Here is a 23,351-nt window from a genome sequence, read left to right on the forward strand (position 1 = left end):
GCCCGGTGCGCGCTGCCGCGGGGTGCCGGCGGACGGGTGGCGCGGGGTTGTCAGGGCCTTCCGGCGGGGTCACAAGAACGGCCGGTGCGGTAGGCGCAGCCGGGGCGGTAGGCACAGCTGGTACGGCGGGTGCAGCCGGTACGCCCGATGCAGAAGGCGCGATCGGTACGACCGGTATGACCAGCGCGCTCGTGGGTCCTGTGCGGCAGCTCCGCTTCCGGGGAGCGTCGTGGACCCGGTGATCGTGGCAGGGGCCGGTCCGGTCGGCCTCTCCCTCGCCGTCGCGCTCACGCGCCACGGCGTCCCCTGCATCGTGCTGGACGAGACCGACGGCCGCGACGAGGTACGGCCCGCCCGTACCGCCGTGCTCCGCCCCGACACCGCCGCCTTCCTGGCCCGGCTGGGCTGCGCCGAGACCCTGGGCGCCGAGGGCACCCGCTGGGCGGCCTGGCGCACCGTCCAGCGCCGCCGGCTGCTGGACCGGGTGGCGTTCGCCGCGACGGGAGCCGTGGCGGTCAGGACGGAAGAAGGCGACGGGACCCCGTACGGCGCGAAGCCCGGTGACGACGGCGCGCACGCCCCGCTCTCCCCCATACACGTGCCCCAACACGCCCTCGCCCGCGCCCTTCGCACCGTCCTCGACCACGAACCGCTCGCCGAAGTCGTCACCGACAGCCGCGTCATCGAACTGATCCAGGACCACCACGGCGTCGGCGTCCACACCCGCGGCCCCAACGGCACGTGGTGGCGCGGCAGTTACCTCATCGGCTGCGACGGCCCCCGCTCGGCCGTACGCAAGCTCCTGGACATCCGCTTCCCCGGCCGCACCGCCGTCGAGCGGCACGCCGTCGCCGCCCTGCGCACCGAACTCCCCTGGCCCGGCGAGGCCGTGCTGCACCGCGCTCCCCCGCGCCGCGGCGCCGCCGCAACGGGCCGGACCGGCGTGTGGGGCGGCACGACCGGCGAGGTGACGGCCCGGCCCCTCCCGGACGGCGTCTGGCGCCTCGACTGGCTGCTGCCGCCGGGCCGCGACCTGGTCACCCCGGACGCCCTCGTGGCCCGCATCCGGGACACGCTGGCGGGCTGGACCGAGCCCGGTACGGGAACCGGCGGGGCCCGTACCGGCGCTGGGTACGAAGGCGGCGATCCGGCCGGCGGGAACGGCGGGGCCGACTCCGCGGGCGGCTCGCCCGTCCCCCCGTACGAGCTGCTGGACACCGGCGTCCATACGGTCCACCACCGGCTGGCCCGGCGCTGGCGCTCGGGGCGCGCGTTCCTCGCCGGGGACGCCGCACATCTGCTCGGCGCGCTGGGCACGCAGGGGCTGGACGAGGGCCTGCGGGACGCCGAGAACCTCGCCTGGAAACTGGGCATCGCCTGGCACCACGGCGCCTCCGACACGCTCCTGGACAGCTACCAGACGGAGCGCAGGAGCGCCGTCGCCGCCCGCCTGCGCGCCGCTGACCAGGCGCTGCCACTGCTCCGTGACGGCGGCGCCCGCGGCCGGCTGCGGGGCGTGGTCACGGCGGCCGGCCGCGGCCGGATGACGCTGCTGACGGACGGGCACCTGGGCCGCGGACCACTGGGCGCGGCCCCTGCGTACCACCGGTCGCCGCTCGCCCCGGCCACCGTACCGGCCGGCGCGGTCCGGGTGGACACCGAGCCGGGCGGACCGGTCGAGGACGTCACGGTGACGGCTCCGGACGGTTCGGCGGTACGGCTGCGGGAGCGGCTGGGGCGCGGCCTGCTGGTCGTCCTCGTCGCGCCGGGCACGGGCGTGTGGGACCGCAGGCACTGGATGTCGGCCGGGCTCATGCCGCAGCTGACCGACGCGGTGGCCGCGCTGCCTCTGCCCGCGGAGATCCTGGTCGCGGAGCACTACCCGGGCGCCGCCGCCCACACCGTCCTGCTGATCCGCCCCGACGGCCACCTCGTCACCGCCCTCGCCGGGGTCCGCCCCGAGGAACTGCGGGCATGCGCGGAAGCACTGCTCGGAAGCGGGGCGCGCGGGGGCGCGAATGCGCCGTCGGACTCGGGGGCGGGGGCGCCGTCGGGTTCGGGGGTGGAGGCGCTGTCGGACTCGGGGATGACGGGGGAGCCGTCGGGCTCGGGGATGACGCCGGTCTCGGGTTCGGATGTGGCGGCTTGGGCCGCGGGGGCGGATTCCGGTGCGGGTGCGGGTGTGGATACGGAGGCGGATGCGGGGCCCGGGACAGCCGGTCCGGCGGGCGGTGAGCGCCTGACCGGGGATGTCGGCGCGGACGTGCCCGAGGGGCGCGGGGCGGGACGCCGCGGTACGCGCGATGACGGGGCCCTCGGTGGGGCCGACGACGGGTTCGATAGCGGGTTCGATGACGGACGCGGGTGAGGGGTCGGAACCGTGGACGGGGGGAGAGGGGCGGAGCGAGGTACGGAGCCCGGGCCGGGGCAAGGCCCGCGCTTCCGGCCCTTCATTTCGCGGTTGACCGTGCGGCGAACGCCATGCTTCACTACGGAGCGTGACAGACACTGGCTCGCACTTCTGGCGGAGGGTCCATCTCGACCTGGTCCGCTATGCGGGCTGCGTGTGTCGTCCGTCCTGCTGACCGGCTCCTGATCCGGACGCCGGTCACCGATCCCCTTTTCTTCTTCGCGCGGCACACGTGCCGCTGAGCGAACGCGCTCGGGCTACCCGCCCACCCACCGCTCCCGCGAACGTGGGCGCACTCGTCCTGAGGCCCGCCCGGGCCCCAGGCCGACGGCCACGCCACGCCGTACGCAGCCGCGCGATCCCCGCGATCATTCAGGACGGTACCCATGACCGACGCACCCTCCGCCACGACCGCCGTACGTACTCCCACGCCACCGCACGCCGCCGACACCTTCGGCCCCACCGCCTCCGAACTGCTCGGCTTCGTCCGCCGCACGGCCGCCGACGCGGACCTGATCGCGTCGCTTCCCCTCGACCCGGAGGGCCGTACGTGGATCCGACTGGACGGGCCGGGCGGCAGCGAGGCATGGATCATCGGCTGGCCGCCCGGAACGGGCACCGGCTGGCACGACCACGGCGGCTCGCGGGGCGCGTTCGCCGCGGCCGCCGGCGAACTGACCGAGCAGTCCCTCGCGGCCCAGCTGCCCACCGAGGGCTGGAAGACGCTGGAGCTCGCGGACGACGTGGACCGCGAGCGGCGGCTCAGCGACGGCCGCGGCCGGGCGTTCGGCCCGCACCATGTGCACCAGGTCCTCAACACCTCGTCCGACACCCACGCCGTGTCCGTGCACGCCTACTACCCGCCGCTGCCCCTCATGCGGCGCTACAGCCGCACAGGCCCCGTGCTGCGGCTCGAAGAGGTCGAGCGCCCGGAGGTCTGGGCGTGAGCGCGATCGACGACCTTCTGGCACGGGCCCGCGCGGAACTGGACCGCGTGGACCCGCACGAGGCCGCGGCCATCCAGCGCGACGGCGGGCTCCTGGTGGACATCCGTTACGCGGCGCTGCGCGAGCGGGACGGCACGATCCCCGGCGCGCTGATCGTGGAGCGCAACGAACTGGAGTGGCGGCTCGATCCCACGGGCGACCACCGCGCCCCCGAGGCGACGAGTCACGACCTCCCCGTCGTCGTGATCTGCAACGAGGGGTACGCGTCCAGCCTCGCCGCCGTCTCGCTCCGCCGGCTCGGCCTGCGCCACGCCACGGACCTCACAGGAGGCTTCCAGTCCTGGCACGCCGCGGGCCTACCGGTGACAGCACCGCCTCCCGGCTGACCGAGACCGCGGCTGAGCCCCCTTGCCCCGGCAAGCCATCACCGCCCCGGCAAGCCACCGCCGCGGGGCCGCCCTCTCCGTTCCCCCCAGTCCCTCCCCCGGCTCCCTTCGGGGCCCTCTCCGGGGCCCTCCCGGCTGCCTTCAGGCCCTCCGGCTCGGTGAGCCATCGCCGCAGGGCCCTCTCCGGGCCCCTTCGGGCCTCTCTTCGGGGCCACCGCTCTGGGCGACCACCTGGTTACGCCCCGGGCGGGGCCCCGAGGCGAGGGGCCGCCAGCGGGGCCGGCCCCTGACGCATATCCCCCGTCCTCAGTCCCAGCCCGTACTCAATCCCCCGGTCCGTCCTCAGTCCCCCAGCCCGTACTCATCCAGCACGTCCGGGTCCTCCGTGCCTTCCGCCTCCAGGGCCTGGCGGACGACGCGGAGGGCCAGGCCCTCCGGGTAACCCTTGCGGGCGAGCATGCCCGCGAGGCGGCGGAGGCGCTTGTCCCGGTCCAGGCCACGCGTGGAACGGAGCTTGCGGTCGACCAGTTCCCGGGCGGTCCGTTCCTCCTGTTCCGGGTCGAGCTGTCCCACGGCCTCGTCGATCAGCGTGGATTCCACGCCCTTCGTGCGCAGCTCCCGGGCCAGCGCGCGGCGGGCCAGGCCGCGGCTGTGGTGCCGGGACTCCACCCACGCCCCGGCGAACGCCGCGTCGTTGATCAGCCCGGCTTCCTCGAAGCGGGAGAGCACTTCCTCGGCCGCCTCGTCGGGGATGCCCCGCTTCTGGAGCGCATCCGCCAGCTGCTTCTTCGTACGGGGGTTTCCGGTGAGCAGGCGCAGGCAGATGGCCCGCGCCTGCTCCTCGGGTGTGCGCGGCGGCCCGTCCCCGGCCCTCGACGAGGCCGGGCCACCGCTGTCCGTGCTGCCGCCATCGGCGACGGGCGCGGCGTCGTGGTCGCCGCTGTCGGGCCAGTGCGTTCGGCGGGTCACGGCGGACTAGCTCTTGGCCGCTGCGGCCTTGGCTGCCTTGGCGCCCTTGGCCGCGGGGGCCGGGACGGTCTTGGCGGGCTCTTCCGCCGCGCCTGCCGCGTCAGCGCCGGGCTCCGCCGGGATCTCCTCGGGCTTCACGCCGATGCCCAGCTTCTCCTTGATCTTCTTCTCGACCTCGTTGGCGAGGTCGGGGTTGTCCTTGAGGAAGTTGCGGGCGTTCTCCTTGCCCTGGCCGAGCTGGTCGCCCTCGTAGGTGTACCAGGCGCCGGACTTCCGGATGAAGCCGTGCTCCACGCCCATGTCGATCAGACCGCCCTCGCGGCTGATGCCCTGGCCGTAGAGGATGTCGAACTCCGCCTGCTTGAAGGGCGGGGCGACCTTGTTCTTCACGACCTTGCAGCGGGTGCGGTTGCCGACGGGCTCCGTGCCGTCCTTCAGGGTCTCGATGCGGCGGATGTCGATGCGCACCGAGGCGTAGAACTTCAGGGCGCGGCCACCGGTCGTGGTCTCCGGCGAGCCGAACATCACGCCGATCTTCTCGCGGAGCTGGTTAATGAAGATCGCGGTGGTCTTGGACTGGTTGAGCGCGCTGGTGATCTTCCGCAGCGCCTGGCTCATCAGCCGGGCCTGGAGGCCGACGTGCGAGTCACCCATCTCACCCTCGATCTCGGCCCGCGGCACCAGGGCGGCGACGGAGTCGATCACGATGAGGTCGAGGGCGCCGGAGCGGACCAGCATGTCCGTGATCTCCAGGGCCTGCTCGCCGTTGTCCGGCTGGGAGAGGATCAGGGCGTCGGTGTCGACGCCGAGCTTCCTGGCGTACTCGGGGTCGAGGGCGTGCTCGGCGTCCACGAACGCCACCTGGCCGCCGGCCTTCTGCGCGTTGGCCACGGCGTGCAGGGTCAGGGTCGTCTTACCGGAGGACTCCGGGCCGTACACCTCCACCACGCGGCCGCGCGGGAGGCCGCCGACGCCGAGGGCCACGTCGAGCGCGGTCGATCCGGTGGGGATGACCTCGATGGGTTCGTTCGGCCGGTCACCCATGCGCATCACTGCGCCCTTGCCGAATTGCCGTTCAATCTGTGCGAGAGCGGCGTCCAGCGCCTTCTCGCGGTCAGTGCCTGCCATGGGTTCCACCCGGTTCGCTTGAGTCGATCGCTTCACGTCCATGACGCTAACGCCTGCCACTGACAATGCGCCCGGACGCGGCCCCGGCCTGTGGATAACTTCCAGGGAGCCCCAGAAAATGGGGGCCGTAGCCCTCATAAGAATGGATGTTCGATTTTGGTGTCAAGCGCGGCACGCCGCGCCCGAGCCCCGGATCGGACATCGGCTCCCGCCCCGCTCAGCCGCCGCCGGGACCGTCCTGCCGGCCTCCGCCGCTCCCTCCGCGGTCCTCGTTCCCGCCGTCGTCCCCGCGCTCCTCGTTCTCCCCTGCCGCCTTCTCGTCCTCCGCCTTCTCGGCCTGCCGGCGGTCCTCCAGCGGCGCCGGCGCGTGCTCGGCGCGGAGGATGTGGCGCACCTTGGCCAGGAGCGAGGCTCCCCGTCTGCGGCGGCCGCGGCCCAGGACCCGCGGGTCGTCCGTGACCTCGTACCGCTTGACGTACGCGCCGAGGAACCCCTGCAGGGTCGCGGTCGCCGGGATGGCGATCAGCGCGCCGACCGCGCCCAGCAGTGCCGTTCCGGCGATGACGGACCCGAAGGCGACCGCCGGGTGGATGTCCACGGTGCGCGCGGTGATCCGCGGTTGCAGGAGGTAGTTCTCCAGCTGCTGGTAGACGACGACGAAGCCGAGCACCCAGACCGCGTACCAGGGGTTCACCGTGAAGGCGATCAGCATCGGCAGCGCGCCCGCGAGGTAGGTGCCGATGGTCGGGATGAACTGGGAGACGAGGCCGACCCACATGCCGAGCGCCGGCGCGTACGGCACGCCGAGGATCTCCAGCAGGACGTAGTGCGCGATGCCGGAGATCAGGGCCATCAGGCCGCGGGAGTACAGGTAGCCGCCGGTCTTGGCGACCGCGAGCTCCCAGGCACGCAGCACCTCGGTCTGCCGGGTGGGCGGCAGTACGGAGCACAGCGCGCGGCGCAGCCGGGGGCCGTCAGCGGCGAAGTAGAACGAGAACAGTGCCACCGTGAGCAGGTTGAACAGCGAGCCCAGGACGGTCGCGGAGACGGCGAGGACGTTGTTGGCGCTGTCCTGGACGTACCGCTGGAGCCAGTCGGACTTCAGCAGGTTGTTCTGCACTTCCAGGCGCGAGAGGTGGGTGTGGAACGTCTTGTTCGTCCAGCTGATCACCGAGTCGAGGTACTGGGGAAACTCCCCGACCATCGTGGTGATCTGCCCGGCCAGCATGGAGCCGAGCAGGGTCATGAAGCCCACGCCGGCGATCAGTATGGCGAGGAAGACCAGCCCGGTGGCCACTCCGCGCCGCATGCCGCGCGCCGCCATCCAGTCCACCGCCGGCTCCACGGCCAGCGCCAGGAAGAACGCGATGAGGATGTTCAGCAGCAGCGAGATGAGCTGGTGGAACGCCCAGCTCGCCAGCTGGAAGCAGGCCAGCAGGGCCAGTGCCAGCACCATGGCGCGCGGCAGCCAGCGCGGCATCCGTGCGGCGCGCGGATCGTTCGGTCGTCGGTCGTCGGGGCCGGTGGGCTTCGGAGTCGCGGACACGGGCCAAGTCTCGCGCACAGGTCGGACATCGCGGGCCGTGACCCACGCCGCCGGGCGCGATCGGCGGCGGCCGGGGGAGCCGGCGGGTGCGCGTCAGCGCTTCTCGGGCGGCACGCCCATGACCGTGCAGACGATGCGCCAGACCTCCTTGGCGCTCCAGCCCGCGTCGAGCGCCTCGTGGACGGTCCGGCCGCCCAGCTCGGACATCACGTGGTCGCGCGCGAAGGTGTCGGCGTACGCCGCGCCGAAATGGTCCGTCATCCGCTGCCAGAAGTCCGTCAACCGCATGACACCAGTATCCCGCCCCTGAGAGTGCAGCCGTGCGCGAGCCGCTGACCGGCCGCGGGTTCCGCCCTACCGTCGGTCCATGGCCGAAACCGCAAGCCCACCGACGACCCCTCTGGCGCGCGCCGAGCACTTCATCTGGCTGACCGCGCGGGTCCTGGAACAGCGCCGCTTCGCTCATCACTTCCTCGGCGGCAGCGCGGACGCCGTCGAGACCGCGCTCGAGGCGTACCGCAACGACGACGACGGATACGGGCACGCCCTGGAGCCGGACCTGCGCGGCCCGGTCAGCCAGCCGCTGCACACGGCGCACGCGCTGGCTGTGCTGGACGCCATCGGGCGCTGCGACGGCCGCCGGGTGGAGCGGGTGTGCCGCTACCTGACGCGCATCTCGACGCCCGAGGGTGCGCTGCCCGCGCTGCACCCTTCGTTGCGCGGCTATCCGGCGGCCCCGTGGATCCCGATCGTCGATGATCCGCCGAGCGACCTGCTGGCGACCGGCCCGGTGGTGGGGCTGCTGCACCGGAACGAGGTCTGGCACGCCTGGCTCTTCCGGGCCACGGACTACTGCTGGCAGGCGGTGGAGTCCCTGGAGAAGACGCATCCCTACGGGGCGGAGGCCGCGCTCGCCTTCCTGGAGGGCGTACCGGACCGGGCGCGCGCGGCTGCTGCCGCCCAGCGCCTGGGCCGGCTGGTGCGGGACCAGGGCCTGGTGGTCACGGAGCCGGAGCGGGTGGCGGAGATTCCGGTGGCGGAGGGGTACGCACCCGGTGAGCACCACTTCGCGTACGACTACGCGCCCACGCCGGCGTCTCCGGCGCGCGGCTGGTTCACGGACGCGGAGATGGAACGGGCGCTGGACTATCTCGCCTCGCTGCAGCAGGAGGACGGCGGCTGGCCGATCAACTGGCGGGTCTGGGCGCCGGGCACCGCGCTGGAGTGCCGTCCGATGGTGACGCTGAAGGCGCTGCTGACGCTGCGCGCCTACGGGCGCGACATCGGCTGATCCCCGGGGGCGGGCGGATGCTCGGGGAGCGCCGTCCCTGAGGGCGGCCCGGGTGTGCTGTCCCTGAGGAGCAGCGCGCAGAGCGCCAGGGTGGTGCCGCGTGGTGAGGCCAGGTCGAGGCCGGTGAGCTCGGCGATCCGGGCGAGGCGGTTGTCGACGGTGTTCGGGTGCAGTCCGAGCGCCTGCGCGGTCGCGCGGCGGTCCTGGCGCGTCTCGAGATGAGTGCGCAGGGTGTCGGTCAGTTCGGGGCGGCCGTCGAGCGGGTCGAGGAGGGCGGCGATCATCGGGCTGCTCTCGTCGTGGCGCGAGAGGTGGTACTCGAGGAGCACATCGGCGAGCCGGTGGAGCGCCGGGGGCCGTCCGGCGGCATGCGCGATGCGGATCACTTCGGAGGCGGTGCGGGCCGCGTGCGGGATGTCTTCGGGGCTCTCGGCCCGCGCGGCGGCGCAGCGCACCGGGCCGTCGCCGGCGCGGGCCAGCCGCCGGGCGAGGCCGTCGGCGGGTTCGGGCGCGCCGGGTACGAGCGCGTGGCCGCCGGTGGCGTCCAGGGCGGCGAGCACGTCGGTGCCGAATTCGCGTTCCAGGGCCGTCTGCAGGCGCCGTAGCCGGCGGCGGACGGCGACGGGCGCGAGCGCGGGCCCGTCGCCCTGCGGGAGCCGCAGGGCGAGGACGGTGACGGGTCCGGCGAGCCCGAGTTCTTCCAGCGCGGTCCGGTCGGCGGGCGGCGCGCCGTCGATGAGGGCGCGCGCCAGTGTGCGGCGCTCCTCGTGCCGTTCGGCGTCCAGTGCGGCGCGTTCGTCGAGGTAGGTCTCGGCGACGGCGCCGATGACGCTGCCCTGGTTGCGGAGGAGGAAGTCGGCGAGTTCGACGAGGGCGGCCTCCTCGCCGGGGCCGGCCTCGTCGCGGAGCGTCTGCCAGAGGGCGTACGTGCCCAGTACGTGGGTGCGGAGCAGCAGGTGGAGGGGCAGGCCCTCCTCGGCGCGCTGGGCGGCGCGCTCGCGGAAGAGCGCGTGGTCGCCGTGGCGGCCGTCCTGGCCGCGCGCCCGCCGTATGAAGAGGCGCAGCCCGTGCCGCGCGGTGGCGGCGATCTCGACGTCCTTCATGTCGTCGGGCAGTTCGGCGTACCCGGGGACGTCGTCGAACACGTCCCCGCTCATCTCGCGGGCCAGTGCGTTGACCCGCTTCTCGCAGCGCAGGGCCAGGCGCCGGGCTGCTTCGGAGAGCGGCACGCGTGCCTCCTTCGTGCGGATGCGGTCACGGCCCCACGAGAGGGCAGCGGGTTGTGATGCGTCACAGTACCGGCGCCGTGAGGGTGTGACGGCGGCGGATGTTCCCTGGTCGGCGGGCGGCTCAGACTCGGTGCACCGGCCGGGGAGGGCCGTGGCGCACCGGCCGGCAGTCGATCTTCCGAAGGAGCCGCTTTCTATGACGCAGCACAGCCTCGACGATTACCTGGCCTACGTGGACCGCGTGTGGCAGGGGCAGGACACGCTGCTCGCCCACCTCTCGGGCGCGTACACGGGCGACGCTCTCGTGCGCATCGGGGAGCAGACGGGGTTCTTCCCGGCCTTCGCCAATGTGGCGGTGTTCGACACCGGGTCGGACGGGCTGGTGCTGGTGGACTCGGGGGACGTCCGCACGGCCCGGCGGCTGCATACGGCGGTGACGGCGTTCGGCACGGCGGACGGCGCGCCGCGCAAGGACGTGCGGAGCGTCGTGTACACCCACGGGCACGTGGACCACGTCTTCGGGGTCGCGCCGTTCGACGAGGACGCACGGGCGCGGGGCGTCGCCGCTCCCGAGGTGGTCGCCCATGAGGCGGTCGCGGCGCGCTTCGACCGCTACACGGAGACGGCCGGCTACAACTCCTGGATCAACCGGCGGCAGTTCGGCGTGCCGTCGCTCAACTGGCCGACCCGTTACCGCTACCCGGACACCACCTACCGGGACCGGCTCACGCTGCGCCACGGGGACCTCACCTTCGAGCTCTTCCATGCGCGCGGCGAGACCGACGACGCCACGTACGTGTGGGTCCCGGAGCTGAAGACGCTGTGCACGGGTGACCTGTTCATCTGGAACTCGCCGAACGCCGGCAACCCCCAGAAGGTGCAGCGCTATCCCGAGGACTGGGCGCGGGCCCTGCGCGCCATGGCGGAACTGGGCGCCGAAGTACTGCTCCCCGGGCACGGCGTGCCCATCGTGGGCGCGCCGCGTGTCGCGCAGGCCCTCGGGGACAGTGCCGAGCTGCTGGAGTCGCTGTGCACCCAGACGCGGGAGCTGATGAACGCGGGGCTGCGGCTGGACGAGGTCCTGCACCGGGTGCGGGTGCCGGCCGAGCTGCTCGCCAAGCCGTACCTGCATCCCGCGTATGACGAGCCGGAGTTCGTGGTCCGCAACCTGTGGCGGCTGTGGGGCGGCTGGTACGACCAGAACCCCGCGCACCTCAAGCCCGCGCCCGAGGCGGAGCTGGCCGCCGAGCTGGCGGAGGCGGCGGGCGGCGCCGCCGTACTGGCGGGCCGGGCGGCGGACCTGCTGGGCCGCGGTGAGCTGCGGCTGGCCTCGCACCTGGCGGAGACCGCGGCGCTGGCGGCGCCGGAGGACCGGGAGGTGGCGCGGGTCCGTGCGGAGGTGTACGCGAAGCGGGCCGCCGCCGAGACGTCCACGATGGCCCAGGGCGTCTTCCGGTGGGCCGCTGCGGAGTCCGCCGCGGTCGCCGAGGGGTCGGACCTCACCACGGAGCTGACGCGCAGCGAGGGAGGCCGTCGGCGGGCTGCCGGCGGCATCGCGGTCGGTGTCGTGGCGGACGCGGACGGCTGCTCGTGCGGCCCGTCGGACGGGAGCGGGGCGGCGGCCGGGCGGCTGCGGTGACGTCCGCCGCCGGGGCCGCGCCGGCCGTCGCCCCGGGCCCGGCCACCGCCGTACGGGGGCGTGCCTGGCGCACGACCTGGCTGCTGCTGGCCTTCATGCTGGTGAACTTCGCCGACAAGACGGTGATGGGCCTGGCCGCGAACCCGGTGATGCACGACCTCGGGCTGACCCGTGAGCAGTTCGGCACGGCCTCGTCGGCGTTCTTCGCGCTGTTCAGCCTGGCGGCGCTGGCGGGGTCGTACCTCACCCGTACGGTGCGCACGTCCGTCCTGCTGCTGGGGATGGCGCTCCTGTGGTCGGCGGCGCAGCTGCCGGTGCTGGTCGGTGCGGCCGGCTTCGGGGTGCTGGTCGTCACGCGCGTCCTCCTGGGGGCCGCGGAGGGGCCGGCGTCCCCGGTGGCGCTGCACCACCTGTACGGCTGGTTCGAGCAGAAGGACCGCACGCTGCCGACCGCGGTACTGCTGGCGGGCGCGGCGGCCGGCGTGGCGGTCGCAGCGCCCACGCTGGGCGCGGTGATCGGTCACTGGGGCTGGCGGTGGGCCTTCGGGGCGGTCGGCCTCGTCGGTCTCGTATGGGCTGCGGTCTGGCTCCGGTACGGCGCGGAGGGACCGCTGGCCCCTCCGGTGGGCAGACGGCGCGCCCACGGACCGGGCGGCGCGGGAGCGAGTACGGGGGCGGCGGTCCGCGTCCCCTACCGGCGGCTGCTGCTGTCGGGCACGTGGCTGGCGGCGGCGCTGGGCTCGTTCGCCGCGTACTGGACGCTGTCGGCCGGGCTGACCTGGTCGGCGGACTACTTCCAGGAGGTCGGCGGCCTCTCGCTGCGCGGCGCGAGCCTGCTGATCATGCTGTCGGCGCTCACCAAGGGAGCCGCGATGCTGGCCCACGGGGTGCTCGTGCAGCGGTCGGTCAAGCGGGCCGCTGCCGGGCTGCCGCCCCGCCTGCCGTGGCCCTCGGGGGTGAAGACCGGCCTGCTGATGATCGTGGCGGGTGCGGCGACGGTGTGGTTCGCGGCGACGGACGTGCTGTGGCTGAAGGTCGTCCTGCTGCTGGGGCCGTTGTCCGTCACGGACATCGTCCTCACGGTCGCGGCGACCGCGGTCTCCCGGATCTCCCCCGCCGACCGGCGAGGCGTCACCCTGGGCGCCCTGACCGGCGTGTTCGCGCTGGCGGGCGTGCTGGCGCCGCTCGTCATGGGGCACATCGTGGACGCGGGGGCGACAGTGGCGTCCGGGTACTTCGGCGCCTACGGGCTGATGGCCGGCCTGGTGACGGTGGCCGGTGTGGCCGTCACCTGCTTCCTGCGCCCCGAGCGGGACGCCCGGCGGCTGGGCACGGACGCACAGCCGGGCGCGGCCTTGCAGACGACGGCGGGACGCGGCCCGTAGGCGACGGCGGGGCGCGACCGTAGGCCCGCGCCCCGCCGCCCGTAGGCCGTGCTTCCGCCGCCCTTCGGGTCAGGCGCCGAGCGCCCGTACCCCGGCCGTCACCACCACCGCCACGGCGACGACCAACAGGAACGGTGCGCGCAGCACGAGGGCGAGGGCCGCCGCGCCGACGCCGGCCACCTTGGCGTCCAGCACCAGGTGGTGGCCGTCGCTGAGGGTCTGCTGGGCGGTGAGGGCGGCCAGCAGCACCACCGGCAGGAGGGCGGCGAGCCGCTTGACGAGGGGGCGCTCCAGCAGCCCGGCGGGCACCAGCAGGCCCGCGTACTTGAGCAGGTAGCAGCCGACGGCGGTGGTGCCGATCGCGATCCAGGTGTTCACCGGCTCTCCTCCTGTGCGTGCGGGGCCTTGCGGGAGCGGATGCCGCGTACGAGGAGCGCGGCGGGCGCGGCCAGCGCGGAGACCAGGACGGGAACGCCGGCGGGCAGCACCGGCAGGGTGACGAGCATGAGGACGACGGCGAGGCCGGCCGCGGCGCGCTCCAGTGTGGTCCGGAGCATGGGGCCGAGGAGCGCCAGGAACGCGGCGGGCCCGGCCGCGTCCAGGCCCCAGGCGTCGGTGTCGCCGAGCGCCTCGGCGCCCATCGCACCGGCCAGCGTGGTGAGGTTCCACAGGACGTAGAGCGTCAGCCCGGTGACGGTGAAGCCGAGGCGGGCGCTGCGCCGGCCGGGCTGGGCGAACGCGACGGCGGAGGTCTCGTCGATGACCCAGTGCGCGGCGAACGGCTTGACCAGCGCCCGGTAGCCGAGCAGCCCGGAGAGCCGCAGCCCGTAGAAGGCGTTGCGAGCGCCGAGGAAGAAGGCGCCGGCCGCGGCGGCGAACGGGTTGCCGCCCGCGCCCAGCGCGCCGACCAGCGCGAACTGCGAGGCGCCGGTGAACACGAGGAGGCTGAGCAGGCAGCTCTGCAGCACGGTCAGGCCCGCGCCGGCGGAGGTCACTCCGAAGGCGAAGCCGGAGAGGCCGACGGCGACGCCGACGCCGAGCGCGTCCCTGATGACGGCGGCGTCGGGCTTCTCCGGGGCGGCGTCCCCCGTGGTGCGCCGCGGGTCGGGTATCTCGTGAGGTGCGGTCTGTTCGATTCGTTCAGGCACGTCGCCAACGTACGCAGCGGGCGCAGCACCGTCTTGTACGTTCTTGCCGCCGCCCCGGCACCCGATTGCGGCCGGCCGCCGCCCACAAGAGACGCGCGTCGGGATCGGGCCCGCCCCACGAGAGGAGCGCAACGGCGTCGGCCACCCCACGGGCCACACGTCGGCCTCAGGCCGCCCCGCGTTCCCTCCGGTACGCGCCGGGCGGCACCCCGACGATCCTGGTGAAGTGCCGGTTCAGATGCGGTTGGTCGGCGAAGCCCACCGCGGCGGCGGCCTCGGCCGGCGTGCTGCCGCTCTCCAGGAGCCGCCGGGCGCGGCGTACCCGGGCATTGGTCAGCCAGGCGTGCGGCGGCATCCCGTACGCGTCTTTGAAGGCGCGCAGCAGCGCGAACGTGCCCGTCCCGAGCTGTGCCGCGAGCTCCTCCAGGGACGGCGGCTCGGCCAGCCGCTCCCGCAGGATGTCGCGGGCGCGTGCGGCGCGCAGGGCACCGGCCGTGCGCGGCGTGCGCGCCGGGAGGGAGCCGCCGTACGCGCGCAGCAGCCGGGCCACGACGACGCGCAGCACGCTGTCGGCGGCGAGCGCGTCGCCCTCCTCAGCGGCCCGGTGCACCTCGTGAATGAGGCGGGCGGTGTGCGGGTCCGTCACGGCGGTCTCCGTGAACCCGGGGGTGCCGCGGAGCGTGGTGGTCTCGGCGGCGATCGCGGCGACCAGTCCGGCGGACGGGTAGAGGGTGGCGTACGTCCAGCCCTCGGCGACGCCCGCCCGCGCGGTGTGCGGCACCTCCGGGTTGATCATGACGACGCTGCCGTGGCCGGCCCGTACCGTCCCCTCCGGCAGCCCGATCTCCTCGATGCCGCCGCTGACCGCGCCCAGCGTGAACCCGTCGTGGCTGTGGCGGGGGAAGGTGTGCCGGACGTACCGGGCACGCAGCAGGTCGAGGCCGGGCAGCCCGGCGGGCCGCCAGTGCCGCGCCCACTCGCCGGGCGGGCGTCCGCGCCCGCCGGTGTCCGCCGTCCGCCGGCCCGCCGCCGGGCCCCCGCCGCTGCTCCCCATGCACCCATTCTGCGTCCGGCGCGCCGCCGCTGACCTGCGCGTCCACGGTCCGGATCGGTCGCCGTCGGCCCGTTGTCAGTGGTCCGAGGCACGATGGGGTCATGGCGAGGACCGCGCTCGATTCGTTCTCCCCCGCGACCAGAGGCTGGTTCACGGGGGCCTTCCACGCGCCCACCGCCGCCCAGGACGGCGCCTGGCGGGCCATCGGCGAGGGCTCCGACGTCCTGGTCGTCGCGCCGACCGGCTCCGGAAAGACCCTCGCCGCCTTCCTCGCCTCGCTGGACTCCCTCGCGAGCACGCCGCCGCCCGCGGAGCCCAAGAAGCGCTGCCGGGTGCTGTACGTCTCGCCGCTGAAGGCCCTTGCGGTCGACGTCGAGCGCAATCTGCGCTCCCCGCTCACCGGTATCCGCCAGGAGTCCGTCCGGCTCGGGCTGCCGGAGCCGGACATCCGGGTGGGCATCCGCTCCGGCGACACCCCCGCCGCCGAGCGCCGCTCGATCGCCAACCGCCCGCCGGACATCCTGATCACCACGCCCGAATCGCTGTTCCTGATGCTGACCTCCAATGCCCGGGAGGCGCTGGAGGGCGTGGAGACGGTGATCCTGGACGAGGTGCACGCCGTCGCGGGCACCAAGCGCGGCGCGCACCTGGCGCTGTCCCTGGAGCGCCTGGACGAGCTGCTGCCCCGCCCGGCCCGCCGCATCGGCCTGTCGGCGACGGTCCGGCCCGTGGAGGAGGTCGCGCGCTTCCTGTCGCCGCGCCGCCGGGTGGAGATCGTGCAGCCCGCCTCGGGCAAGGAGTTCGACCTCTCGGTCGTGGTGCCGGTCGAGGACCTGGGAGAGCTGGGCGGCTCGCCGGTGAAGGAGACCGGTCCCGACGGGGACTCGGGCGGCGACAAGCCGTCCATCTGGCCGCACGTCGAGGAGCGCATCGCCGACCTCGTGCAGGCGCACCGCTCCACGATCGTCTTCGCGAACTCCCGGCGTCTCGCGGAGCGGCTGTGCAACCGGCTGAACGAGATCGCGTACGAGCGTGCCACGGGTGAGCCGCTGCCCGAGGACCACTCCCCCGCCGATCTGATGGCGCAGTCCGGCGGCGCCAAGGGGGCACCGGCGCTGCTGGCCAGGGCGCACCACGGCTCGGTGTCCAAGGAGCAGCGCGCGCAGGTCGAGGAGGATTTGAAGGCGGGCCGGCTGCCGGCCGTGGTGGCCACGTCCAGCCTGGAGCTGGGCATCGACATGGGCGCGGTGGACCTGGTGGTGCAGGTGGAGTCGCCGCCGTCGGTCGCCTCCGGACTGCAGCGGGTGGGCCGCGCCGGCCACCAGGTGGGCGCGGTGTCCACGGGCGTGGTCTTCCCGAAGTACCGCGGCGATCTGGTGCAGGCCGCGGTAGTCACGGAGCGGATGCGCGAGGGCGCCATCGAGGCGCTGCGCGTCCCGGCCAATCCGCTGGACGTGCTGGCGCAGCAGCTGGTCGCGATGGTCTCGATGGACGCCTGGGACGTCGAGGAGCTGCTGGCGGTGGTGCGGCGGGCCGCGCCGTTCGCGGGGCTCCCGGAGTCGGCGTACACCGGCGTGCTGGACATGCTGGCCGGGCGGTATCCCTCGGACGCGTTCGCGGAGCTGCGGCCGCGCATCGTGTGGGACCGGGTGGCGAACACCGTCACGGGGCGGCCCGGCGCCCAGCGGCTGGCCGTCACCTCGGGCGGCACGATCCCCGACCGCGGCCTCTTCGGGGTGTTCCTGGCCGGTGCCGACCCCAAGAAGGGCGGCGGCCGCGTCGGCGAGCTGGACGAGGAGATGGTGTACGAGTCGCGGGTCGGCGACGTCTTCACGCTCGGCACGACCTCCTGGCGCATCGAGGACATCACCCGGGACCGGGTGCTGGTCTCGCCCGCTCCCGGGGTGCCGGGCCGGCTGCCCTTCTGGAAGGGCGACCAGCTGGGCCGCCCGCTCGAACTGGGCCGGGCGCTCGGCGCGTTCCTCCGGGAGATCGGCGCGCTGGAGCCCGAGGCGGCCAGGGCCCGGCTCTCTGCCGCCGGGCTGGACGACTGGGCGGCGGGCAACGTCCTGAGTTACCTCGCCGAGCAGCGGGAGATCTGCGGCCACGTCCCCGACGACCACACGATCGTCGTCGAGCGCTTCCGGGACGAGCTGGGCGACTGGCGGGTGGTGGTGCACTCGCCGTTCGGCGCCCAGGTGCACGCCCCGTGGGCGCTGGCGCTGGGTGCCCGGCTCACCGAGCGGTACGGCATGGACGCACAGGTCATGCACGCCGACGACGGCATCGTGCTGCGGCTGCCGGACGCCGACCTGATGGGCCTGGACCTGCTGGACACCGACCCGGACGCGGCGGGCGCCGAGTTCGATCCCGACCAGTCGCCGGTGGGCGCCGCCGACGTCGTCTTCGACAAGGGCGAGGTCGACCAGGTGGTGACCGACCAGGTGGGCGGCTCGGCGCTGTTCGCCTCCCGCTTCCGGGAGTGCGCGGCGCGCGCCCTGCTGCTGCCCCGCCGCAATCCGGGCAAGCGCACGCCCCTGTGGCAGCAGCGCCAGCGGGCCGCGCAGCTCCTCCAGGTGGCGAGCGAGTTCGGGTCCTTCCCGATCGTCCTGGAGGCGATCCGCGAGTGCCTGCAGGACGTGTTCGACGTCCCCGGCCTGGCGGAGCTGATGGGGGACATCGAGGCGCGCCGGGTCCGGCTGGTCGAGGTGACCACCCAGGAGCCGTCGCCGTTCGCCCGCTCGCTGCTCTTCGGGTACGTGGCGCAGTTCCTGTACGAGGGCGACTCGCCGCTCGCCGAGCGCCGGGCCGCCGCGCTGTCCCTGGACTCGCGGCTGCTGGCCGAGCTGCTGGGCCAGGCCGACCTGCGGGAGCTGCTGGACCCGGAGGTGCTGGCCGACCTGGAGCGCGAGCTGCAGTGGCTGACCGACGACCGCAAGGTCAAGGACGCCGAGGGCGTCGCCGACCTGCTGCGCCTGCTCGGCCCGCTGACCGACGCGGAGCTGACCGAGCGCGGCGCCGACCCCGCCTGGGCGGCGGAGCTGGCGGGTGCCCGGCGCACCATCCGGGTACGCATCGCGGGCGCCGACCACTGGGCCGCGGTCGAGGACGCCGGGCGGCTGCGTGACGCGCTGGGCACGGCGCTGCCCGTGGGGGTGCCCGAGTCCTTCACCGAGCCGGTCAAGGACCCGCTGGGCGACCTGCTGTCCCGGTATGCGCGCACCCACGGCCCCTTCACCTCCGAGCAGGCGGCGGCCCGCTTCGGCCTCGGCACGGCCGTCACCGACGGGGCGCTGCACCGCCTCGCCGGGGCCGGCCGGGTCGTCCAGGGCGAGTTCGCGCCGTCCGGGGTGCACCAGGAGTGGTGCGACGCGCAGGTGCTGCGGCGGCTGCGGCGGCGGTCGCTGGCCGCGCTGCGGCACGAGCTGGAGCCGGTGCCGCCGCCCGCGCTGGCCGCCTTCCTGCCGCAGTGGCAGAGCGTCGGCGGCCAGGGGCTGCGCGGCATCGACGGCCTCATGCGGGCCGTGGAGCAGCTGCAGGGCGCGCCGGTCCCCGCCTCCGCGCTGGAGCGGCTGGTCCTGCCGTCCCGGGTGGCGGGCTACTCCCCCGCCCTGCTGGACGAGCTGACCTCCTCGGGCGAGGTGCTGTGGGCGGGCGCGGGCGCGCTGCCCGGCAAGGACGGCTGGATCGCGCTGTACCCGGCCGACACCGCGCCGCTCCTCCTTCCGCAGCCGCACCCCTTCGAGGTGACGCCGCTGCACCAGTCGGTGCTGGACGCGCTGGCCCCCGGGTACGGCCTGTTCTTCCGGCAGATCGCCGACCAGGTGCGGGAGGTGCGGGCCACCACGCACCCCGAGGTCACCGACCCGCAGCTGGCCGACGCCGTCTGGGACCTGGCCTGGTCCGGGCGGCTGACCAATGACACCCTCGCGCCGCTGCGCGCGCTCCTCGGCTCGGGCCGTACGGCGGGCGCCACCGCGCACCGCGCCCGCCGGGCCACCCCGCGCGGCCGGTACGGCAGCCTCACCGCCGCCACCGGACGGTCCGGCCGGCCCACCGCATCCCGGTCGGGGCCGCCCACGGTCGGCGGGCGCTGGTCGCTGCTGCCGGCCCCGGAGCCGGACCCCACCCACCGGGCGCACGCACTGGCCCACACCCTCCTGGACCGGCACGGCATCGTCACCCGTGGCGCGGTGGCCGCCGAGGGGGTCGAGGGCGGCTTCTCCGCGGCGTACCGGGTGCTGTCCGCCTTCGAGGAGACCGGCCAGGCCCGCCGTGGGTACGTGGTCGAGGGGCTGGGCGCGGCGCAGTTCGCGATGGACGGCGCGGTGGACCGGCTGCGCGCGGTCAGCACGAGCCGGGACCGTACGGCCGAGGAGACCGCGCAGGGCGGCTCCTGGCAGCCGGCCGGCCCTGCGCGCGGCGGCGGTACTCCGCGGGCCGTCGTGCTGGCGGCGGCGGACCCGGCCAACGCGTACGGCGCGGCGCTGCCCTGGCCCGAGCCACCGGAGGGCTCGTCGCACAAGCCGGGCCGCAAGGCGGGGTCGCTGGTCGTCGTGGTCGACGGCGAGCTGGCGCTGTACCTGGAGCGGGGCGGCAAGACGCTGCTGGCCTGGCAGGCCGGGGAGGAGGGCGGCGGCACCCGGGTGACGCTCGCCCTGGAGGCACTGGCGGCGGCCGTGCGGAACGGCCACGTGGGCGCGCTCACCGTCGAGCGGATCAACGGCTCGTCGGCGCTCACCTCGCCGCTCGCCGCCGAGCTGGAGAGCGCGGGCTTCCACGCGACACCGAGGGGGCTGCGACTGCGGATGTGAGTACCGGCCTCCGGGCGCCCGGCGTGGCCGGCCTCGCGCCCCGCCCGCGCGCCGCGCACGGCATGATGGGGCCATGCCCGAAGGTGACACCGTCTGGCGGGCCGCCGCCGAGCTGCACGAGGCACTGGCCGGGCGGCTGCTGACCCGTACGGACCTGCGCGTGCCGAAGCTGGCCACGACGGACCTCGCCGGGCGTGCGGTACTGGAGGTGGTGCCACGCGGCAAGCACCTGCTGACCCGCATCGAGGGCGGCTTCACGCTCCACTCGCACCTGCGGATGGACGGTGCCTGGCGGGTGTACGCGGCGGGCGAGCGCTGGCGCGGCGGCCCCGACCACCAGATCCGCGCGGTGCTGGCCACGGCGGAGCGCACCGCCGTGGGCTACCGCCTGCCCGTACTGGAACTGCTCAGGACCGCCGACGAGGACAGCGCCGTCGGCCACCTGGGCCCGGACCTCCTCGGCCCCGACTGGGACGCGGACGAGGCGCTGCGCCGGCTGCTGGCCGATCCGGACCGAGCGCTCGGGGAGGCGCTGCTGGACCAGCGCAATCTGGCCGGCATCGGCAACGTCTTCAAGTGCGAGCTGTGCTTCCTGCTGCGCGCCTCGCCCTGGCTGCCGGTGGGTGCTCTGCCGCGCCCGGAGCGGGCGGTCACTCTCGCGAAAAAGCTGCTGGAGGCGAACAAGCGGCGGGTCGCCCGTACGACGACGCCCAGCGCGCGCCCCGACCGCCGCCTGTGGGTCTACGCCCGCGCCGACCGCCCCTGCCTGCGCTGCGGCACCCCCATCCGAGTCGCCGACCAGGGCCCCTCACCGCAGGCCCGCGTCACCTACTGGTGCCCCACCTGCCAGCCGGCCCCGCCCGGCACGGCAGAGGCGTGACGGCGAAACGGCGAGACGGCCGAACGGCGTCAGAACCCGGCCAGGAGCGCGCGTCGACCGGCATGGCAGCGACGTGACGGCGACACGAACGAAATGAAAGGCCGCGTCAGAGCCGGCCAGGGCCGTCCCGCCGGTAGCGCCGTGCCTTCGTGTGCGCCTTTGTGTACGCCTTGGTGAAGCCGTCGGTGATCCGGTCCGGGAGAGCGGGGCCGTACGGCCGGCCCGCGCAGCCGCCGCGGCGGCGCCAGCCGATCACGCCGGCTCGCCCGCCACCGCGGCGCGCCTGGCGCGGTACGCAGTGCACCGGCAGCAGGCTCAGACCCCAGCCGCCCGCCACCATCGCACCCTCCACGACACCCGCTCCCTCGGGCCAGAAGAGCAGTCTCAGCACGGCCCACCACCACAGCCCGCCGAGGAGCAGCGCGGCGGTCCAGCGGCCCGGCGCCGAGCGGAGCGTTTCCACCGGACCGTGAGCCGGTGCCCCCACCGGACCGCTGCCTGGCGCCCCCACCGTGCCGCGGCCCGGTGATCCGGGCGCCGCGGCGCCCACGCCCCGGACCGGGAGCCGGGAGAAGAAGCCGCGCCATGCCATGACTGCCTCCTCCGCTCGACGCTAGTCGGCCATGAAGGTCCGGCGGGAGGGCGCACTGGGGCACGAACGGCGCGTTCCGCAATGCGCGACACGCGGTCGGACCGAACCGTTCTCCGACCGGTCCCGGCCCGCTTCGGAGCCGGTCAGCGGCGCTCAGGCCGTGGTCGGAGTCCGGCATCGTGCGCCGGAAACGGTCGGTCCGCCGTGGGGTGCGGCTCAGGCCGCCTCGGCCTGGAACATCCAGTGGTGCTTCTCCAGGTCGGCGGTGAGCCCGATGAGGATGTCCTGCGTGACCGGGTCGGGCTTGTCGGTGGCGGCGATGCGTTCCCGCATCCGCTCGATGACCGCGCCCAGGGCCCGTACGAGGGTGCCCACCGCGTCGTTGTCCTTGATCCAGCCCGCGTCGACGGTGCTGATCCCGCTGGTCTTCGCGACCGTCTCGGAGCGGCCGTCCGGGTTCACGCCGATCGCGGAGGCACGCTCGGCGACCGTGTCGGCGTGGCCGCGGGCGCTGGTGACGACGTCATCGAGCTGCAGATGGACGGAGCGGAACCGCGGGCCGACCACGTTCCAGTGCACCTGCTTGGCGACGAGGGACAGGTCGACCAGGTCGACCAGGGCGCCCTGGAGCGCGTCGCCGACCGTCTTGCGGTCGCTCTCGGACAGCGTGCTGTTGACGACAGGCATGCATTTACTCCCTGTATCAGAGCGATAGGTCCTGCTGACCTTCGTATGGCCGGTTGACCTTCGTATAAACGATGCCTCACCGCAGTAAATGCCGCAGTTCGGGGCAACACAGATCATCGCGTCACCTTGCGGCAAAACGAGGACCCTGCTGGGCGGGTGCCCAGCAGGGTCCTCTTCATGCATCGAACCGGACGGTCAGGCCGCTACGACATCCACGGCCTCCGCCGGAGCCTTGATCGTCACGCGCTCTTCGGGGACGCCCGTCAGGGAAGCGACGGACACCGCATTGAACGTGGGCCGCACCGGCGCCGGCACCGGCTCGCTCGCGGCCGCCGACTGTGCCAGCTCCGCGAGCGCCAGCTCGTCGCTGACCTCCCGCATCAGCTCGGACATCCGTACGTCCAGCGCGTCACAGATCGCCGAGAGCAGTTCGGAGGAAGCCTCCTTCTGTCCCCTCTCGACCTCGGACAAGTAGCCGAGCGACACCCGGGCGGAGGAGGAGACCTCGCGCAGGGTGCGGCCTTGACGCTGACGCTGTCGGCGCAGCACGTCACCCAGCAGGCGACGGAGCAGAATCATCGCTGGCTCCCTCCTCGGACCTCGGATCCGGATCCATCTCGCCCCACCGTACCGCCTCGGGCGTCAGCCGTGCCGGGAGCGATGTCGTGTTCACTCAGGGCTGTAAACATCAGATACCCCCGTGATGTTCCGTATCCTTTGCCCGCGCATTTCCTGTCAGTTCGCTCAGCAGCAGATCCACTGCTGCGGTGACGCTGTCCCGACGGATCCGGTCGCGATCGCCGTGCAGCGCCAGTCGGCGCACTTTTCCCTCACCGCCGGGCCCTGTGACCGCGACGTAGACCGTGCCGACCGGCTGCCCGTCCTGGGGGTCGGGGCCGGCGACCCCTGTTGTGGCAATACCCCAGTCAGCGGCGAGCACGCGTCGCACGCCCTGTGCCATTTGCCGGGCGACGTCGGCGTCCACCGCTCCCCGAGTGGCCAGAAGTGCGCCGTCCACACCCAGTACGAGGTTCTTCAGTTCCGTCGCGTACGCCGTGACCGAGCCACGGAAGCACCGGGAGGCACCCGGAACCGCGGTCAGCGCACCCGCGACCAGCCCGCCGGTCAGCGATTCGGCCACCGCGAGGGTCTGACCGCGCTCGGCCAGGGCCGCCAGCGCCCGCGCAGCGCTCTCCGGGCCGCCGGAGGTGCCGGAAGACCCGGGAACGCCCGCGAGGGCCTCAGT

At 74.3% G+C, this 23,351-nt stretch carries 21 protein-coding genes; 9 read left to right on the plus strand and 12 right to left on the minus strand.

The annotated features are described in order from the left end of the window. Positions 1 to 229 precede the first annotated feature (229 nt). The 4 genes from C3486_RS19565 (at position 230) to C3486_RS19575 (ending at position 3,743) form a co-directional block, all read left to right on the plus strand. On the plus strand, positions 230 to 2,368 hold the full coding sequence (locus tag C3486_RS19565) for an FAD-dependent monooxygenase (RefSeq protein WP_103834026.1): 2,139 nt from the start codon (positions 230 to 232) through the stop codon (positions 2,366 to 2,368). Positions 2,369 to 2,498: 130 nt separating this feature from the next. Then, on the plus strand, positions 2,499 to 2,585 hold the full coding sequence (locus C3486_RS38800; RefSeq protein WP_324605607.1) for a putative leader peptide: 87 nt from the start codon (positions 2,499 to 2,501) through the stop codon (positions 2,583 to 2,585). 211 nt (positions 2,586 to 2,796) lie between these two features. Beyond that, a complete protein-coding gene (locus tag C3486_RS19570; protein ID WP_103834027.1) occupies positions 2,797 to 3,357 on the plus strand; it encodes a cysteine dioxygenase in 561 nt (186 codons plus the stop codon). Further along, positions 3,354 to 3,743: a rhodanese-like domain-containing protein gene (locus tag C3486_RS19575; RefSeq protein ID WP_103834028.1), complete on the plus strand. Its 390-nt coding sequence runs from the start codon at positions 3,354 to 3,356 to the stop codon at positions 3,741 to 3,743. Before C3486_RS19570 ends, C3486_RS19575 begins: the two co-directional genes overlap by 4 nt. Positions 3,744 to 4,085: 342 nt before the next feature. Here the strand turns inward: C3486_RS19575 and recX are convergent, their stop codons facing one another. The 4 genes from recX to C3486_RS19595 all read right to left on the minus strand — a co-directional run bounded on the left by recX (position 4,086) and on the right by C3486_RS19595 (position 7,674). Then, complete coding sequence (recX, locus tag C3486_RS19580; protein ID WP_103834029.1) at positions 4,086 to 4,712, minus strand: recombination regulator RecX; 627 nt, start codon at positions 4,710 to 4,712, stop codon at positions 4,086 to 4,088. 6 nt (positions 4,713 to 4,718) lie between these two features. Next, positions 4,719 to 5,840, minus strand: a complete 1,122-nt coding sequence (recA, locus tag C3486_RS19585; protein WP_103834030.1) for a recombinase RecA — start codon at positions 5,838 to 5,840, stop codon at positions 4,719 to 4,721. Positions 5,841 to 6,057: 217 nt separating this feature from the next. Then, positions 6,058 to 7,320: an AI-2E family transporter gene (locus C3486_RS19590; protein WP_103834031.1), complete on the minus strand. Its 1,263-nt coding sequence runs from the start codon at positions 7,318 to 7,320 to the stop codon at positions 6,058 to 6,060. A gap of 159 nt (positions 7,321 to 7,479) precedes the next feature. Then, positions 7,480 to 7,674, minus strand: coding sequence for a DUF3046 domain-containing protein (locus C3486_RS19595; protein ID WP_103834032.1), 195 nt, complete (start codon positions 7,672 to 7,674; stop codon positions 7,480 to 7,482). A gap of 79 nt (positions 7,675 to 7,753) precedes the next feature. On the opposite strand from C3486_RS19595, the gene C3486_RS19600 reads away from it, so the two are divergent. Then, positions 7,754 to 8,677 (plus strand): prenyltransferase/squalene oxidase repeat-containing protein, encoded by a 924-nt coding sequence (locus C3486_RS19600; RefSeq protein WP_103834033.1) that lies wholly within the window; start codon positions 7,754 to 7,756, stop codon positions 8,675 to 8,677. Here the strand turns inward: C3486_RS19600 and C3486_RS19605 are convergent. Continuing rightward, complete coding sequence (locus C3486_RS19605) at positions 8,656 to 9,906, minus strand: CdaR family transcriptional regulator (protein ID WP_258052872.1); 1,251 nt, start codon at positions 9,904 to 9,906, stop codon at positions 8,656 to 8,658. The two genes, C3486_RS19600 and C3486_RS19605, sit on opposite strands and share 22 nt — an antisense overlap. A 196-nt stretch (positions 9,907 to 10,102) precedes the next feature. Here C3486_RS19605 and C3486_RS19610 point away from each other — a divergent pair, with 196 nt between their 5' ends. Both C3486_RS19610 and C3486_RS19615 read left to right on the plus strand, forming a co-directional pair. After that, the gene (locus tag C3486_RS19610; RefSeq protein WP_103834034.1) at positions 10,103 to 11,545 is read left to right on the plus strand and encodes an alkyl sulfatase dimerization domain-containing protein; all 1,443 of its coding nucleotides are present in this window, start codon (positions 10,103 to 10,105) and stop codon (positions 11,543 to 11,545) included. Then, positions 11,542 to 12,930 (plus strand): MFS transporter, encoded by a 1,389-nt coding sequence (locus C3486_RS19615; protein ID WP_146075016.1) that lies wholly within the window; start codon positions 11,542 to 11,544, stop codon positions 12,928 to 12,930. Before C3486_RS19610 ends, C3486_RS19615 begins: the two co-directional genes overlap by 4 nt. 69 nt (positions 12,931 to 12,999) lie before the next feature. Here the strand turns inward: C3486_RS19615 and C3486_RS19620 are convergent, their stop codons facing one another. The 3 genes from C3486_RS19620 to C3486_RS19630 form a co-directional block, all read right to left on the minus strand. Further along, a complete protein-coding gene (locus C3486_RS19620) occupies positions 13,000 to 13,308 on the minus strand; it encodes an AzlD domain-containing protein (RefSeq protein WP_103834036.1) in 309 nt (102 codons plus the stop codon). Then, complete coding sequence (locus tag C3486_RS19625) at positions 13,305 to 14,042, minus strand: AzlC family ABC transporter permease (protein WP_258052874.1); 738 nt, start codon at positions 14,040 to 14,042, stop codon at positions 13,305 to 13,307. The genes C3486_RS19620 and C3486_RS19625 overlap by 4 nt, the downstream gene beginning before the upstream one ends. Before the next feature lie 202 nt (positions 14,043 to 14,244). After that, complete coding sequence (locus C3486_RS19630) at positions 14,245 to 15,132, minus strand: AraC family transcriptional regulator (RefSeq protein ID WP_103834038.1); 888 nt, start codon at positions 15,130 to 15,132, stop codon at positions 14,245 to 14,247. Between the two features lie 101 nt (positions 15,133 to 15,233). On the opposite strand from C3486_RS19630, the gene C3486_RS19635 reads away from it, so the two are divergent. Together C3486_RS19635 and C3486_RS19640 are read left to right on the plus strand one after the other, a co-directional pair. Continuing rightward, complete coding sequence (locus tag C3486_RS19635; protein WP_103834039.1) at positions 15,234 to 19,946, plus strand: ATP-dependent helicase; 4,713 nt, start codon at positions 15,234 to 15,236, stop codon at positions 19,944 to 19,946. 73 nt (positions 19,947 to 20,019) lie between these two features. Further along, positions 20,020 to 20,826 carry a DNA-formamidopyrimidine glycosylase family protein gene (locus C3486_RS19640; RefSeq protein ID WP_103834040.1) on the plus strand — a complete coding sequence of 269 codons (807 nt, stop codon included), beginning with the start codon at positions 20,020 to 20,022 and terminating at the stop codon, positions 20,824 to 20,826. Positions 20,827 to 20,932: 106 nt separating this feature from the next. Here the strand turns inward: C3486_RS19640 and C3486_RS19645 are convergent, their stop codons facing one another. The 4 genes from C3486_RS19645 to C3486_RS19660 form a co-directional block, all read right to left on the minus strand. Beyond that, on the minus strand, positions 20,933 to 21,418 hold the full coding sequence (locus C3486_RS19645) for a hypothetical protein (RefSeq protein ID WP_103834041.1): 486 nt from the start codon (positions 21,416 to 21,418) through the stop codon (positions 20,933 to 20,935). A gap of 216 nt (positions 21,419 to 21,634) precedes the next feature. Next, positions 21,635 to 22,105, minus strand: coding sequence for a Dps family protein (locus tag C3486_RS19650; RefSeq protein ID WP_103834042.1), 471 nt, complete (start codon positions 22,103 to 22,105; stop codon positions 21,635 to 21,637). 195 nt (positions 22,106 to 22,300) lie between these two features. Next, entirely contained in the window at positions 22,301 to 22,684 is a 384-nt protein-coding gene (locus C3486_RS19655) for a helix-turn-helix domain-containing protein (RefSeq protein ID WP_030618852.1), read from the minus strand. Positions 22,685 to 22,793: 109 nt separating this feature from the next. After that, positions 22,794 to 23,282 carry a CinA family protein gene (locus C3486_RS19660; protein ID WP_103834051.1) on the minus strand — a complete coding sequence of 163 codons (489 nt, stop codon included), beginning with the start codon at positions 23,280 to 23,282 and terminating at the stop codon, positions 22,794 to 22,796. Positions 23,283 to 23,351: the final 69 nt, after the last annotated feature.

Origin of the sequence: Streptomyces sp. Ru73, from assembly GCF_002920575.1 — a bacterium.
In the GTDB taxonomy this organism is placed as follows: Bacteria; Actinomycetota; Actinomycetes; order Streptomycetales; family Streptomycetaceae; genus Streptomyces.

What these genes read in the sequence shown, in the direction of transcription:
- C3486_RS19640 (WP_103834040.1), top strand. Translation starts at nt 20,020, where the DNA reads ATGCCCGAAGGTGACACCGTCTGGCGGGCCGCCGCCGAGCTGCACGAG.
- C3486_RS19595 (WP_103834032.1), bottom strand. Translation starts at nt 7,674, where the DNA reads ATGCGGTTGACGGACTTCTGGCAGCGGATGACGGACCATTTCGGCGCG.
- C3486_RS19650 (WP_103834042.1), bottom strand. Translation starts at nt 22,105, where the DNA reads ATGCCTGTCGTCAACAGCACGCTGTCCGAGAGCGACCGCAAGACGGTC.
- C3486_RS19635 (WP_103834039.1), top strand. Translation starts at nt 15,234, where the DNA reads ATGGCGAGGACCGCGCTCGATTCGTTCTCCCCCGCGACCAGAGGCTGG.
- C3486_RS19655 (WP_030618852.1), bottom strand. Translation starts at nt 22,684, where the DNA reads ATGATTCTGCTCCGTCGCCTGCTGGGTGACGTGCTGCGCCGACAGCGT.
- C3486_RS19630 (WP_103834038.1), bottom strand. Translation starts at nt 15,132, where the DNA reads ATGGGGAGCAGCGGCGGGGGCCCGGCGGCGGGCCGGCGGACGGCGGAC.
- recA (WP_103834030.1), bottom strand. Translation starts at nt 5,840, where the DNA reads ATGGCAGGCACTGACCGCGAGAAGGCGCTGGACGCCGCTCTCGCACAG.
- C3486_RS19600 (WP_103834033.1), top strand. Translation starts at nt 7,754, where the DNA reads ATGGCCGAAACCGCAAGCCCACCGACGACCCCTCTGGCGCGCGCCGAG.
- C3486_RS19610 (WP_103834034.1), top strand. Translation starts at nt 10,103, where the DNA reads ATGACGCAGCACAGCCTCGACGATTACCTGGCCTACGTGGACCGCGTG.
- C3486_RS19645 (WP_103834041.1), bottom strand. Translation starts at nt 21,418, where the DNA reads ATGGCATGGCGCGGCTTCTTCTCCCGGCTCCCGGTCCGGGGCGTGGGC.
- C3486_RS19590 (WP_103834031.1), bottom strand. Translation starts at nt 7,320, where the DNA reads ATGCCGCGCTGGCTGCCGCGCGCCATGGTGCTGGCACTGGCCCTGCTG.
- C3486_RS19570 (WP_103834027.1), top strand. Translation starts at nt 2,797, where the DNA reads ATGACCGACGCACCCTCCGCCACGACCGCCGTACGTACTCCCACGCCA.